This window comes from Agrobacterium sp. 22-223-1, assembly GCF_053522385.1.
This window is the reverse complement of the sequence record NZ_JBNWCN010000005.1, coordinates 377,034-391,669: the sequence shown is the minus strand read 5'-3', so window position 1 is coordinate 391,669 and position 14,636 is coordinate 377,034. Positions and strand designations below refer to the sequence as shown.

The window sequence follows — 14,636 nt, the reverse complement described above, 5'->3', positions numbered from 1 at the left end:
CAGCGTCATCGCCAGAGGCACGATCATCCACACCAGCAACAACAGCACCGATGGCGCAAGCATGACCCGCGCTAGACCGCTTGTGTTTCGGGTTGCCATTGCACTCACCTCCCCTTGGGCCTGGGCGTCACGACATGCGCCCGGCATATCCGGAAGAACCGGCTCATTCTTGTTTTGATTTGAAAGGCTTAAACGCCACCGTACAGACTGGTGGCTTGCCGTCCCCAAGGTTCGCTGCCCGGCATTGGCGCCGGACAGCGATCTTCGGGAGGATTACTTGATGTAGCCGGCGCGGGTCATTTCACGCGTCGCGGTCGACTGGGCGCCCGCAAGCGCATCGTCAACGCTGGACTGGCCGGCAACGACCGCCGAGAAAAGCTGACCGACCGTGGTGCCGAGCGCCTGGAATTCAGGGATCGCCACGAACTGGCCGCCGGTGTAAGGCACGGGCTTTACGGTCGGCTTGGTGATGTCAGCGGCATCCATCGCGGCAAGCGTCGGCTTGGCGAAGGCGGCGGCCTTTTCATACTCGGCATTCTTGTAAAGCGAGGTGCGGGTGCCCGGAGGCACGTTTGCCCAGCCTTCCTTGGAAGCGACGAGCTCGGTATATTCCTTGCTGGTTGCCCAGGAGATGAACTTCTCGGCCGCTTCCGCCTTCTGCGAGCTCTTCGGGATCGCGAGGTTCCACGACCACAGCCAGTTGCCGTGGTTCTTCAGCTCGCCATGCGTCGGGAAGATGGCGTAACCGACCTTGTCGGCAACGGTGGAATCCTTCGGATTGGAAACGAAGGAAGCAGCGACCGTAGCGTCGATCCACATGCCGCATTTACCCTGCTGGAACAGCGTCAAGTTTTCGTTGAAGCCGTTGGAGGATGCGCCCGACGGACCGGCATCCTTCATCAGATCGACGTAGAACTGCAGCGAGCTCTTCCATTCCGGCTGATCGAACTGCGGCTTCCAGTTTTCATCGAACCAGCGGCCGCCGAAGGAGTTGGTCAGCGCGCTGATGAAGGCCATGTTTTCGCCCCAGCCGGCCTTGCCACGCAGGCAGATGCCGTTGATGTCGGCCTTGCGATCCGTGATCTTGCGGGCCGCATCGCCGATGAATTCCCAGGTCGGGTTATCAGGCATCTTCAGGCCGGCTTTTTCGAACAGGTCCTTGCGATACATGATCATGGCGGATTCGCCATAGAAGGGCGCGGCGTAAAGCTTGCCTTCGCTGGAGAGGCCGCCGCGGATCGCCGGCAGCAGATCGTCGACGTCATATTTGTCGCCAAGCTTCTCGAGCGGCAGCAGCCAGCCCTGCTTGGCCCAGATCGGCACTTCGTAATTGCCGATGGTCATGATGTCGTATTGGCCGCCATTGGTGGCGATATCGGTCGTCACGCGCTCACGCAGGACGTTTTCTTCAAGCGTCACCCACTCGACCTTGATGTCGGGGTTCTTGGTGGTGAAGTCCGAGGTCAGACCCTGCATGCGGATCATGTCGCCGTTGTTCACGGTCGCGATGGTCAGCGTCTCGGCGGAAGCAAGGGTCGAAAAGGCGAGTGCCGAGCATGCGCCCAGCAAAATGGTCTTCAATGTCATGTCTTCCTCCCAGAAGAAAAATGATGAGCATTCGCTTTGCTCTAGGGCATTTACTCACCTCATCAGTAAAAAAGTCAAGCGACATCCTGTGCTGCGACGCACATGGAAAAACCAAGCCATTGATTTTATGTGTTTAATTTTTGCTCAGTGAGTGAGCAAATATTCGCTTGTGACTTCATCGGTGATGAGGCCGTTCAGCAGACCGCCCCTCAGCGCCGCCAGAATCGAGGCGTTCTTGCGTGCGCCCTGCGCCATGCCGATGACGGTGCAGGTCTCTCTTGAAGGGATGGGAACGGAGGCGACGCGCTCGTTGACGGAATGCTCGAGAATGCGGCCATTGGCATCATACATCCAGCCGCAAATCTCGCCGACGGCACCGCTGGCCATCAGCGCCTTCATCTCGTCGACACCCAGAAAACCATCGACGCAGAGCGGTGCGTTTTCACCGAGTTCGCCGACACCGACGAAGGTGACATTGGCCGCAGAACCCAGCGCCAGCGTGGAGCGCACCATGGACTGGTCGTGCAGCAGTTCGCGCTCTTCCGCGGAGGAGCATAGAACCGGCAGCGGCATCGGAAAATGCCGCGCCTTGATGGCATCGGCCATGCTGAAGATGACGTTATAATAGGCGGCCGAGCCATCCGGCCCGATATTGCCCGTCAGCGACACGATACGGTGCTGCGGGCACTCCATCGGCGGTAGCTGGTCGACAGCGGCCTTCAAGGTACGGCCGGTGCCGATGGCGAGCACGATGGGATCGGCATTCTTCAGCCAGCGCTCGATTTCCGCCGCCCCGGCCTCGGCAATGCCGACAGTGGAGGAGACCCCGGCCGGATCGCTCGGCACCACCTCGATATATTTCAGGTCGAATTTCTCTTTCAGCCGTTCGGCTTTTTCGAGACAGGCGGCGATAGGGTGATCGAGCCGCACCTTGATCAACCGCTCGGCGACGGCAAGCGACACAAGCCGCTGCGCCGATTGCCGGGAAATGCCCATGGCGGCGGCGATCTCATCCTGCGTGCGGCCGGCGACATAATAAAGCCAGCCGGCACGGGCCGCATCATCCAGCCGTCCATGTGCGTCGTTTCGTCTGGCCATGCCGCCGCCCTTTGAGAATTATGCTTGCGCATTTGCTGGCATTTTTTTGCGTCGGCTGTCAAACGGCGGATGCGGAAGAGTGCGCTCAGTGGGCGTAAAATCATCTGGCGTGGCGGTGCGGCGTGTTTCTTCTCCCCGAGGGGGAGAAGGTGGCCCGAAGGGTCGGATGAGGGGGCGACGTTAGCGATATACGAAGAACTTGCCCCCTCATCCCGCTGCCGCGACCTTCTCCCCCTCGGGGAGAAGAAATGCGCGGCACCCACTCGGTCCCTTACCAGCGCTCAGCCCGAAGCCAGCACCAATCATTCACGCCGCTTCCTGCACCAGATGCCCTGCGGAAACCTCGCGGTAGTGGCGCTGCGGCGGCACGTAGTCCACCGGCCGGATCGGGCTTTTGATCTCGTCGGTCGCCATGTTGCGCCGGATCTGCCGCCGCGCCGGGTCCGGCACCGGAACGGCGGACATCAGCTTTTTCGTATAGGGATGCTGCGGATTGTCGAAAACCGCCGCACGCGGGCCGATCTCGACGATCTCGCCGAGATACATCACCGCCACACGATGGCTGACGCGTTCCACCACCGCCATGTCATGGCTGATGAACAGGAAGGCGAGGTTGAGGCTCTGTTGCAGGTCGAGCAACAGGTTGCAGACCTGCGCCTTGATCGAGACATCGAGCGCGGACACCGCCTCATCGGCGACGATGACCTTGGGGTCGAGCATCAGCGAGCGGGCGATGGCGATGCGCTGGCGCTGGCCGCCGGAAAATTCATGCGGGAAGCGCCGCATCATATCCGGGCTGAGGCCCACCTTTTCCAGAAGATCGGCCGCCTTTTCGCGGGCCTGCTGCTTGGTTCCGAGGCGATGCTCGATAAAGGGCTCCATGATCGCCGTGCCGATGCTCATGCGCGGATCGAGCGAGGCGAAGGGATCCTGGAAGATCATCTGCACGCTGCGGCGCATGGTGCGCAGCGTCGTCTTGTCGAGCTTCAGCACCTCGTAGCCATCGAGCATGACATTGCCGGATGTCGGCTCGATCAACCGGGTGATGGAGCGGCCTGTGGTGGACTTGCCGCAGCCCGATTCACCCACGAGAGACAGGGTTTCGCCCTCGGCGAGATCGAAGGAGACCTTTTCCACCGCATGCACGGCGCCGGATTTGCGGCCGAAAAGGCCGGTGCGGATATCGAAACGGGTGGTGAGGTCCTTGACCGAAAGAATGGGCGTGCGGCCGCCAGAGACCGTGTCCTTCACCTCCGCAACGGGCTGGCTTTCGCCGGTCTTGATATCGATGATCGGGAAACGGGCCGGCAGCACCCTCTCCTTCATCGAGCCGAGCTTCGGCACCGCCGAAAGCAGCGCCCGCGTATAAGGATGGCGGCCACGATGGAAGATGTCGTCGGTGGTGCCGGTTTCCACCACATCGCCGCGGAACATGACGATGGTGCGGTCCGAGACTTCCGCAACCACGCCCATATCATGGGTGATGAAGAGAACGGACATGCCCTCCTCTTCCTGCAACGTCTTGATGAGGTCGAGAATCTGGCCCTGGATCGTCACATCGAGCGCCGTCGTCGGCTCGTCGGCGATCAGCAATTTCGGTTTGGAGGCGAGCGCCATGGCGATCATCACGCGCTGGCGCATGCCGCCGGAAAACTGGTGCGGATAATCGTCGAAACGGTTCTTCGCATTGGGAATACGGACTTTCTCAAGCAGGCGGATGACCTCGGCGCGCGCGGCGGAAGAGGAAATATCCTGATGCACGGTCAGCGCCTCGGCGATCTGCTTGCCGATCGGGAAGATCGGGTTGAGGCTGGTCATCGGCTCCTGGAAGATCATCGAAATGTCCTTGCCGCGAACCTTGCGCATCTCCTCTTCCGGCAGCGCCAGCAGGTCGCGCCCGCCGAGCATGACCTTGCCTTCGATCCGGCTCGTCTTTTTATCGAGGAGCCGCATGATGGAGAGCGAGGTAACACTTTTTCCCGAGCCGCTCTCGCCGACGATCGCCACCGTTTCGCGCGGCGCGATCTCGAAACTCATGTTGCGGACCACGGATTTCCAGCCGCCATCGACACGGAAGGATGTGGTGAGATTTTGAACCGATAAAACCGGGCTTACCGAACCGCCGGTCTGTTCCATGGACGTCGCCGCCAAAAGCATGCCGATCTCCTGAAAAGCAGAAGGCGGCCATGAAGGCCGCCGGATGTCTTACGCAGCAAGTGCGGTTTCGGCCATCGAAACCCAGTAGCTGATGCCGTAAGGAAGCGCATCGTCGTTGAAATCATAGGCCGCATTGTGCAGCCCGGCGGTATCGCCATTGCCGATGAAGATGAAGGCGCCGGGGCGCGCTTCCAGCATGTAGGAGAAATCCTCGGCCCCCATATGCGGGTTCGGATTGGTGTTGACGGCGTTCGCACCGGCCACGCCCATGGCCACGCCGGTCGCGAATTCGGTTTCGTCACTGTGGTTGAAGGTGACGGGATAACCGCGATGATATTTCACCTCCACGGTGGCGCCATGCGCCATGGCGGTGGCGGTCGCCACTTCCTTCAGGCGCTTTTCGGCGAAATCGCGGGTTTCCGGCAAAAGCGTGCGCACCGTTCCCGTCAGCGTCACCGCACCGGGAATGACATTGACGGCCGTGCCGCCATGGGTGGTGGCGACGGTGACGACCAGCGATTTCAACGGGTCCGTCTCCCGCGAGACGATGGATTGCAGGGCGATGATGACATGCGCCGAGGTCAGCACCGGATCGATGGAAAGATGCGGGGCGGCCGCATGGCTGCCCTTGCCGGTGATGACGATTTCGAAACTATCCGCCGCCGCCATGGTCGATCCCTTGCGGATGGCGAAATTGCCGACCGGAATGCCCGGCTCGTTATGCATGCCATAGACCTGCGAAATGCCGAATTTCTCCATCATGCCGTCGTTCAGCATGGCGAGCGCGCCCGCGCCGCCCTCTTCCGCCGGCTGGAAGATCACCGCCACGGAGCCCTTGAAATTGCGGGTCTCGGCCAGATATTGCGCCGCACCCAGAAGCATGGCGGTGTGCCCGTCATGACCGCAGGAATGGGCCTTGCCCGGCGTCTTCGAAGCCCAGGGCTTGCCGCTCGTCTCGAGGATCGGCAGCGCGTCCATGTCGGAGCGGAAACCGATGGTCGGGCCATCCCCGTGCCGGCCCTTGATGATGCCGACCACGCCGGTCTTGCCGATGCCGGTCTCGACCACGTCGCAGCCGAAGGATTTGAGTTTTTCGGCCACGAATTTCGATGTTTCGAAGACATCGTAGAGCAGTTCCGGGTGTTCATGCAGATGGCGCCTCCAGCCGGCAACTTCTTCCTGCATTTCAGCCACACGGTTCAATATCGGCATTCTCTTTTTCCCTTTTTTTGTTCCCCGCCGGGTTGTCGGACGCCATATTGCGTTTGGAATTTCTCGTTTTGCAAGCATGAAATTTGCTGCATGAGCGAAAAATAGGCCCAAAACTGAATGGCTCAATTTTTGTTCATCAAAGAAACATTGGGACTTGCTTTTCAAAAAAACTGACAATAGCATCATCGGGAATGGAGGAATATTCCTTAGCAAAGTCAAATACTTAGAATAACAGACCTTGCACATGACGACGGGAAAAGCGTCAAACATTCAAATAGATAAAATCCAAAAAGGGGAAAACGACAATGAAGAAGCGCAGCGTTCTCTTTGCCAGCACGGTGGCGGCCATGGCCTTGGCAGGCTCTGCCGCCCATGCCGAGCGTGGCAGTGACGGCGAACTGAAAATCCTGTTCTGGCAGGCGGTATCGACACTTAATCCCTATCTTTCCGGTGGCACGAAGGAAGTCTACAGCTCGTCCATGGTGATTGAGCCGCTGGCGCGCTACGACGAAAAAGGCGAGCTGGTGCCGATGCTGGTCACCGAAATTCCGACGATCGACAATGGCGGCGTCGCGAAGGATCTGCTCAGCATGACCTGGAAGCTGAAAAGCGACGTGAAATGGTCGGATGGCACGCCGCTCACCGCCGAGGACGTTATTTTCACCTGGAAATATTGCACCGCACCGGATGGCGGCTGCGCGCAGGCGGCGCAATATGAGGGCGTGAAGAATGTCGAGGCCGTCGACGCCCACACCGTCAAGGTCAGCTTCACCGAACCGAAACCCTACCCCTATTCCGCATTCGTCGGCGCACAGTCGCCGGTCATCCAGAAGAAGCAGTTTGAAAAATGCGTCGGCGCTGCCGCACCCGGCTGCACATCCGCCAATTTCGGTCCCATCGGCACCGGCCCCTTCGTGGTCAAGGATTTCAAGCCGAACGACGTGATCAGCTTCGTCGCCAACACCAATTACCGCGACCCCGCCAAGCCCGCCTTCGCCACGGCGACCCTGAAGGGCGGCGGCGATGCCGCTTCCGCCGCACGCGCCGTGCTGGAAACCGGCGAGTTCGACTATGCCTGGAACATGCAGGTGGAGCCGGAAATCCTCGCCACCATGGTGGCCGCCGGTAAGGGCAAGCTTGAGACAGCCTTCGGCACCCAGGTCGAGCGTATCAATCTCAACTGGTACAATGCCGATCCTTCGCTGGGCGACAAGCGCTCCACCAAGCAGGCCGGCCCGCACCCGGCCCTTTCCGACCCCGCCGTGCGCCGTGCATTGTCGCTCGCCATCGACCGCGATGTCATCGACGAAGCGGGTTATGGCGAAGCGGGCAAGCCGACCTGCAACATCGTGCCGGCTCCGGAAGCCGTCGCTTCCACCAAGAATGACAGCTGGTGCCTGAAGCAGGATGTGGAAGGCGCAAATAAACTGCTGGACGATGCCGGCTGGGTGAAGGGCGCCGATGGCATTCGTGCCAAGAATGGCGTGAAGCTCTCCTTCCTCTACCAGACCTCCACCAACTCGGTTCGCCAGGCCACGCAGGAGCTGGTGAAGGACATGTGGTCGCAGATCGGCGTCGCTTCCGAACTGCGCAATGTCAGCGCCTCGGTCTTCTTCGGCGGCGACCCGGCAAGCCCGGATACCTTCCAGAAATTTTATGCCGACGTCGAAATGTACACCAACAATTTCGACGGCACCGACCCGGAAAAATACCTGGCGGAATGGCTGTGCGACAAGATCCCGGCACCCGCTAACGGCTGGCAGGGACAAAACATTCCGCGTTATTGCAACCCGGCATTCGACAAGCTGGTCGGCGAACTCTCCAAGACCGCAGACCTTGCCAAGCGCGGTGAGATTTCCAAGCAGCTGAACGACATGCTGACGGAGGAAGGTGCGCATATTCCGCTCATCCACCGCGGCAGCGTTTCCTCGCATTCGCTGACGCTGGAAGGCGTTCGCATGAATGCCTGGGATTCGGAACTCTGGAACGTCGCGGACTGGTCCCGCAAGAAGTAACACGCAGATGCGCCGGCTTCTCCATCCGGAGAGGCCGGCCTTCTGCATGCCCCTGGACCATGATCTGAAGACACATTTGCCGCGTTAAGGCGAAAACGCTCCCAATTTTCGTCCTGTCGCGCTCTGGGTCTGGAGAGTTTCAGATGTTTACCTTTACGCTCCGGCGGCTTGCCTTTGCCGTACCGACGCTGCTTGTCATCAGCTTCGTCATCTTCGCGCTGCTCGATCTTGCGCCGAACGACCCGACCGGCGACCTGCCGCTCACCATCCCGCCGGAAGTGCGTGAGCAAATCCGCGCCTCGCTCGGCCTCGACCAGCCCTTCTTCATCCGCTACCTGATGTGGCTGCAGCAATTCTTCATCAACGAACCGCTGAACCTCATTGAAAGGCTGACCGGCTGGCAGATCGGCGATGGCAGCCGCATGCGGGTGCTCTCCTGGGCGACACGCAGCCCGGTGGTCGATCTCGTCATTCAGCGCATGCCGCAGACACTGTGGGTGGTGGGCCTCGCCTATCTCTTCGGTGCGCTGCTGGCGATCCCGATCGGCGTCATTTCCGCCTACAAGCAATATTCGATCTTCGACCAGATCGGCACCTTCGTTTCGATGGTCGGTTATTCGGTGCCGACCTTCTTCACCGGCGTGCTGCTGGTCGTCATCTTCAGCTCCTATCTGCAATGGTTCCCGTCCGTTTACGACACCAACCTTCAGGTGACCGACTGGGGAAGTTTCGTGGCGCAGGTGAAGCAGATGTTCCTGCCCGTGCTGGTGCTGACGCTCTATAATGTCTCGCAGATCAGCCGCTTCGTGCGCGCCTCCATGCTGGACAATCTGCATCAGGATTATGTGCGCACCGCACGCGCCAAGGGCGTGAAGGAAAAATCCGTCCTGCTCATCCACGTGCTGCGCAACAGCCTGATCCCGGTGGTGACGGTGATTGCGCTCGGCGTGCCGACGATCTTTTCCGGCGCCATCATCACCGAACAGATATTCCGCGTGAACGGGCTTGGCCAATTGCTGATCACCGCCGTTCAGGGCGCGGATATTCCGCTGGTGCAGACGCTCACCTTCATTTTCGCGGTGCTTATCGTGCTCTTCAACCTGATTGCCGACGTGCTGTACGGCATTCTCGACCCGAGGATCCGCTATGACTGACGCCACCATCGCAGCGCCGACGGTTGCGGCCACCCCCACACAATCCGCCCTTGCCGATATCTGGAAACAGTTCCGCGTTCACAAGGGCGGCGTGGCGGGCCTCTTCGTCTTCGTCTTCATCCTGCTGGCGGTCTATGTCGGCCCCTATATCCACACCGTTGCGCCCAACACCATCAATGTGAAGGCGCGCAACCAGTGGCCGTCGCTCGCGCATCCTTTCGGCACCGATAATCTCGGAAAGGATATGCTGGCGCAGGTTCTTGCCGGCGGCCGTATCTCGCTTGCCGTCGGCATCACCGCCATGCTGCTGGCGCTGTTTCTCGGAACGCTGGTGGGCGTGCTGTCTGGCTATTTCCGCAGGCTCGACGGCCCGCTGATGCGGCTGACCGACCTGTTCCTGGCGCTACCGCTTTTGCCGCTGCTGCTCGTCATCCTGATGCTGTTCCGCGATACGCTGCGCGCGGCCTTCGGGCCGGAAACCGGCATCTTCATCCTGATCGTTTTCGTGATCGGGATAACCAGCTGGATGCATACGGCCCGTATCGTGCGCGGCGACGTGCTGACGATCAAAAGCCAGGAATTCATCATGGCGGCGAAATCGAGCGGCATGCGCGAATACCGCATCATCCTCAGGCATATATTGCCGAATGTGCTGAGCTCGATCATGGTCTCGGCCACGCTCGGCATTGCCGCCGCCATCATCACGGAATCCGCGCTGTCCTTCCTCGGCCTCGGCTTCCCCTCCGATTTCCCGACCTGGGGACGGCTGCTGTTCGATGGCGCGAACTTCCTGCAACTGACGCCCTCGCGCGTGCTGTGGCCAGGGCTGGCGATCTCGCTGACGGTTCTGAGCGTCAACTATATCGGTGATGCGGTGCGCGATGCGCTTGATCCAAGGGCGCTGAAGAGTTGAGGAGAATGCGAGAGAGGGGAATCCTCGAACCATTCCCACGTCATCCTCGGGCTTGTCCCGAGGATCTAATCACGTCGAAAAAAACGATACGCCGGCAGATCCTCGGGACAAGCCCGAGGATGACGTCGAGTGTACTGTGACCGCCTAGTGATAATTCACCTTTTCCGCATCGAGAATGCTGTCCGCATCCAGCGCTGCAATCGGAATATCGCTGCGCGCCGGAATATCGCCGGAAAGCTGAAGCGCCAGATAACGCCCGCAGCAGACCCGCAGGAACGAGGTGAAATTGCCGAGATCGTGCCCGGCATCGATCGATTCATTATAAAGCTTGGCGATCAGCTGCACGCTGTTCATGCCATCGCGACGCGCAATCTCGTCCAGCGTCGCCCAGAAGAAGTTTTCAAGCCGCACACTGGTGACCATGCCATCGATCCTGAGCGACCGCGTATGGCTCTCCCAAAGCGTCGGGTCTGCCTTGATGAAAAGCTTGCACATGGTTTCCTCTCTCACCACGCCTGAAAGATAGGCGGAAAACGGGGCCGGAAAAAGCCCCGTTTCGCAGGTCTTATTTGCCGAGCACGGCCATGAATTGCGAAAGCCAGGCCGGATGCGCCGGCCATGCGGGCGCCGTCACCAGCTTGCCGTCGGTGACGGCCGCATCGATGGCGATATCGGCATAGGTGCCGCCCGCCAGTTCGACTTCGGGGCGGCAGGCGGGATAGGCCGAGCAGGTGCGGCCCTTCAGGACGCCCGCAGCCGCGAGCAGTTGTGCGCCGTGGCAAACGGCGGCCACCGGCTTGTCGGCCTCGAAGAAATGTTTCACCGCAGTCAGCACATCGGCATTGAGCCGCAGATATTCCGGCGCGCGGCCACCCGGAATGACCAGCGCATCGTAATCCGCAACCTTGATATCGGCGAAGGTAGCGTTGAGCGCGAAATTATGGCCGCGTTTTTCCGAATAGGTCTGGTCGCCCTCGAAATCATGGATGGCCGTGGCAATGGTCTGGCCCGCCTTCTTGCCGGGGCAGACGGCGTGCACCGTGTGGCCGACCGCGAGCAGCGTCTGGAACGGCACCATGGTCTCATAATCCTCGGCGAAATCGCCGGCGATCATCAAAATCTTCTTCGGCATGTCTGCTCCTCCCGTTTTCGAATGCCTTTGGGCACCCTAACAGGCAGGATCGAGATGCGGGTATTATGGCAATACTACACGGCCGATAAAGGTGGATCAGCGGACCTGCGGCGGCTGCGGCCAGCGTCTCACACCGCCGCCCCAATTCTCGAAGGCTTTTGAAAGCTTCAGCACGAACAAATCTTCGTAACGCGGCCCGACGATCTGCAAGCCGATGGGCATTCCCGATCTGGAGAAGCCGCAATTGATCGAGGAGGCCGGCTGTTCAGACATGTTCCACGGCACCGTGAAGGCGATATGCTCGAAGGGGAGTTCGGGATCATTGGTGGGCGAGGCCCAGTCGGCCGGATAGGACACGATGGGATTGACGGGTGAAATCACCGCATCAACGGACTGCATCAACCGCCCGCAAGCCTTACGCATTTCCATGGTCTGGTTGAAACCGAAAACGGCGCGCGAACCGGAAATATCCGCCCCCTTCTGCGCCCATTCATGAATATAGGGAAGGATCGCAGCGCGACGGTCCGCGTTCAGCGCCGCCATGTCGCCCCAGAACTTCGCCCGCCAGAAATCGTCCAGCCCATCCAGCATTTCCCGCGTCAGCACCGGCTCGACCGGGATGACGATGGCGCCGGCAGCCTCGAACAGTTTCGCGGCGGAGAGCACGGCGTCGCGCACCTCTTCGTCCAGCGGCAGGCCGCAGCCGGCATCCAGCATCAGGCCGATTTTCAGGCCCTTCACATTAATATCGAGGTTCATCCAGTCGATATCGTTGGGCGGCAGCGCCGTGCCGTCGCGCCAGTCGGGCCGCGAAAGCGTCGCCATGGCATAGGCGGCATCGGCAACAGTGCGGGTCATCGGCCCGGCGCAGCGGCCGGTATAATAGGGATCGACAGGGATGCGGCCCTGGCTCGGCTTGAATCCGAAGAGCCCGGTCCACCCCGCCGGCAGCCGCACCGAGCCGCCAATATCCGTGCCGATATGCAGCGTACCGTAACCCGCAGCGCCTGCCGAAGCCGCGCCGGCGCTGGAGCCGCCGGGGTTCTGGGTGGTATCCCACGGGTTGCGGCTGAGCTTGTGGAAACTGGAAAGGCCGGAGGAAAGCATGCCGTAATCCGGGCAGGTCGTCTTGGCGTAAATAATCGCGCCATCTTCGCGGCAGCGTGCAGCCACCGGTGCGTCTTCAACCGCGGGCACCAGTTCCACCGCTTTGGTGCCGAGCGGCACCGGATGGCCTTTCGTGGCGATCAATTCCTTCAGCGAGACCGGAATGCCATCGAGGGCCCCGAGCGTTTCGCCTTTTTGCCAACGTTCCGTCGAGGCCAGCGCCTGCCTGCGTGCATCTTCCGGATCGTAGGCATAAAGCGCGTTCACCACCGGTTCGAAAGCATCGATGCGCGCCTCCACCGCCTGCCAATATTCCGATGGCGAAAGCTTCCTGTCCCGGTAAAGCGCCAGGATTTCGAGCGTGTTGAGGTCTATGAGATCGGTCATGGCATCGTCTCGTCAGAAAAACAGGAAATAAGGGCGATATCGGCTTGAAACGGTCAGCTGGTATCGCGCGGGTCCAGCAGGTCGCGCAGGCCATCGCCGAGAAGATTGAGACCGAAGACGGCGAGCGCGATCGCAAGGCCGGGCATGATGGCGAGCCAGGGTGCGGTGCCAAGATAGGTCTGGGCATCGGCCAGCATTCGTCCCCAGGTGGCGGCGGGCGGCGGCATGCCGAGACCGAGGAAGGAAAGGCCTGCTTCCGTCAATATCGCAAGACCGAGCTGGATCGTCACCTGCACGATGATCTGGTTGGAAATATTCGGCACGATATGGAAAAGCGTGATCTTGGCGCGGTTCTGGCCGATGCTGGTGGCGGCGGTGACATATTCCCGCGACCATATCTGCAACGCCGCCCCCAGCGTCAGCCGGGCAAAGACCGGCACCATGAAGGTGGCGATGGCGATGATGGCGGTAAAACGTCCCGTGCCGATGAAAGCGCCGAGCATCATGGCCGACAGGATGGGCGGCACGGCGAAGATGATGTCGCAGATGCGCATGACCACGGTTTCGGTGAAACCGCGCAGCGCCGCGACTGCCACGCCGATGGTCGTGCCGATAAATGCGCCGATGGCGACGGCGGCGATGGAGGTGGACAGCGAGTTCCACGCACCGGCCATCAGCATCGACAATACGTCGCGGCCGAAATGATCCGTGCCGAGGCCGCCATAAACGAAGGGCGATTTCAGCTTCTGGACGATCTGCATCTTGGTGGGGGACACCGGCGTCCAGACCAGCGACAGCAGGGCGACTGCGACCAGAAAGGCCGTGACGGCGATGCCGACGGCAAAGGCGGGGCGACGGCGGATCAATCGCATCATCGCGCACCTGCCCGCAGTCTGGGATCGATGAAGAGATAGGCGATATCGACCACGAAATTCATGACGATCACTAGCGCCGAGAAAAACAGCACGACGGATTGCATGACGACGATATCGCGCTGGGTCAGCGCCTGATAGGCAAGCCGCCCGAGGCCCGGCAGGTTGAAGACATTTTCCACCAGCACCGCGCCGGCAATGAGGAAGGTGAATTGCAGGCCGATCATGGTGACGACGGGGATCATCGCGTTCGGCACCGCATGCCGCCACAGCGCCACCCGCTCGCTCAGGCCCTTGGCGCGCGCGGTGCGCACGAAATCCTCATTCATCACCTCCAACACGGCGGAGCGGCACACACGGGTGAGAACACCGGCCTGCGACAGCGCCAGCGCGACCGCCGGAAGGATGAGCGCCGTGAGACCCGCTGAAAAGCTCGGCGTCCAGCCGGGAAAACCGCCTGATGGCATCCAGCCGAGCGTGGTGGAAAAGACGATGATGAGCAGCAGCCCGACCCAGAAACCGGGCACGGCAATGCCCACGTGCGAAAACAGCCCGGCCGCAAAATCCAGCGCCCCGTTACGGCTCCTCGCCGCCGCCACGCCGAGCGGAATGGCAATGGCCACCGAAAGGCAAACGGCCAGCAGCGCAAGCGGCAGGGTAACGGCCAGCCGCTCCAGGACCAGCCCCGCCACCGGCACGCCATAGGTATAGGATTGCCCGAGATCGCCATGAAACACGCCGGCAAGCCAGTGGAGATAACGCAGCGGCAGCGGCTGATCGAGGCCCATCTGCTTCTGCAGCGCCGCGAGCGTATCGGGGCTCGCCGAGGTTCCGAGCATGATGGCCGCCGGATCGCCCGGCAGCAGGCCCATGACGACATAGATGATGAGGGAGACGGCAAACAGCGTGATGACGAGGCTTAAAAGACGCCGGATGAGGACGGCTAACATCTGGCATCTTCTCCTTGCTTTGTTTCGCCTGCGGTCGAAGGTCCAGTTATCT

General features: G+C 60.8%; 12 protein-coding genes and 1 pseudogene. 3 read left to right on the top strand and 10 right to left on the bottom strand.

Annotation, left to right across the window (positions count from 1 at the left end; all coding sequences use genetic code 11):
- The 5 genes and pseudogenes from ACQZ60_RS20995 to ACQZ60_RS20975 form a co-directional block, all read right to left on the bottom strand.
- A pseudogene (locus ACQZ60_RS20995) lies at positions 1-99 on the bottom strand (sugar ABC transporter permease); the annotation flags it as partial.
- A gap of 174 nt (positions 100-273) precedes the next feature.
- Positions 274-1,587 carry an ABC transporter substrate-binding protein gene (locus tag ACQZ60_RS20990; protein WP_065655300.1) on the bottom strand — a complete coding sequence of 438 codons (1,314 nt, stop codon included), beginning with the start codon at positions 1,585-1,587 and terminating at the stop codon, positions 274-276.
- Positions 1,588-1,731: 144 nt separating this feature from the next.
- A complete protein-coding gene (locus ACQZ60_RS20985; protein ID WP_003524928.1) occupies positions 1,732-2,685 on the bottom strand; it encodes a sugar-binding transcriptional regulator in 954 nt (317 codons plus the stop codon).
- Positions 2,686-2,991: 306 nt separating this feature from the next.
- Positions 2,992-4,842: an ABC transporter ATP-binding protein gene (locus tag ACQZ60_RS20980; protein WP_065655299.1), complete on the bottom strand. Its 1,851-nt coding sequence runs from the start codon at positions 4,840-4,842 to the stop codon at positions 2,992-2,994.
- Between the two features lie 48 nt (positions 4,843-4,890).
- Entirely contained in the window at positions 4,891-6,054 is a 1,164-nt protein-coding gene (locus ACQZ60_RS20975; protein WP_020813214.1) for a M20 aminoacylase family protein, read from the bottom strand.
- Between the two features lie 305 nt (positions 6,055-6,359).
- Between ACQZ60_RS20975 and ACQZ60_RS20970 the strand changes: the two genes are divergently transcribed.
- The 3 genes from ACQZ60_RS20970 to ACQZ60_RS20960 all read left to right on the top strand — a co-directional run bounded on the left by ACQZ60_RS20970 (position 6,360) and on the right by ACQZ60_RS20960 (position 10,136).
- Positions 6,360-8,069 (top strand): peptide ABC transporter substrate-binding protein, encoded by a 1,710-nt coding sequence (locus ACQZ60_RS20970; protein WP_020813215.1) that lies wholly within the window; start codon positions 6,360-6,362, stop codon positions 8,067-8,069.
- A gap of 143 nt (positions 8,070-8,212) precedes the next feature.
- Positions 8,213-9,223: an ABC transporter permease gene (locus ACQZ60_RS20965; protein WP_020813216.1), complete on the top strand. Its 1,011-nt coding sequence runs from the start codon at positions 8,213-8,215 to the stop codon at positions 9,221-9,223.
- Positions 9,216-10,136, top strand: coding sequence for an ABC transporter permease (locus ACQZ60_RS20960; RefSeq protein ID WP_020813217.1), 921 nt, complete (start codon positions 9,216-9,218; stop codon positions 10,134-10,136). Before ACQZ60_RS20965 ends, ACQZ60_RS20960 begins: the two co-directional genes overlap by 8 nt.
- A 144-nt stretch (positions 10,137-10,280) precedes the next feature.
- Here the strand turns inward: ACQZ60_RS20960 and ACQZ60_RS20955 are convergent, their stop codons facing one another.
- From ACQZ60_RS20955 to ACQZ60_RS20935, 5 genes are all read right to left on the bottom strand, one after another.
- Positions 10,281-10,631 carry a ribbon-helix-helix domain-containing protein gene (locus tag ACQZ60_RS20955; protein WP_127758383.1) on the bottom strand — a complete coding sequence of 117 codons (351 nt, stop codon included), beginning with the start codon at positions 10,629-10,631 and terminating at the stop codon, positions 10,281-10,283.
- Between the two features lie 70 nt (positions 10,632-10,701).
- Positions 10,702-11,268, bottom strand: a complete 567-nt coding sequence (locus tag ACQZ60_RS20950) for a DJ-1/PfpI family protein (RefSeq protein WP_448736060.1) — start codon at positions 11,266-11,268, stop codon at positions 10,702-10,704.
- Positions 11,269-11,364: 96 nt separating this feature from the next.
- Positions 11,365-12,762 (bottom strand): amidase, encoded by a 1,398-nt coding sequence (locus ACQZ60_RS20945; protein WP_448736059.1) that lies wholly within the window; start codon positions 12,760-12,762, stop codon positions 11,365-11,367.
- Between the two features lie 53 nt (positions 12,763-12,815).
- Positions 12,816-13,637 (bottom strand): ABC transporter permease, encoded by an 822-nt coding sequence (locus ACQZ60_RS20940; protein ID WP_188128978.1) that lies wholly within the window; start codon positions 13,635-13,637, stop codon positions 12,816-12,818.
- Positions 13,634-14,584: an ABC transporter permease gene (locus ACQZ60_RS20935; protein ID WP_448736058.1), complete on the bottom strand. Its 951-nt coding sequence runs from the start codon at positions 14,582-14,584 to the stop codon at positions 13,634-13,636. The genes ACQZ60_RS20940 and ACQZ60_RS20935 overlap by 4 nt, the downstream gene beginning before the upstream one ends.
- Positions 14,585-14,636: the final 52 nt, after the last annotated feature.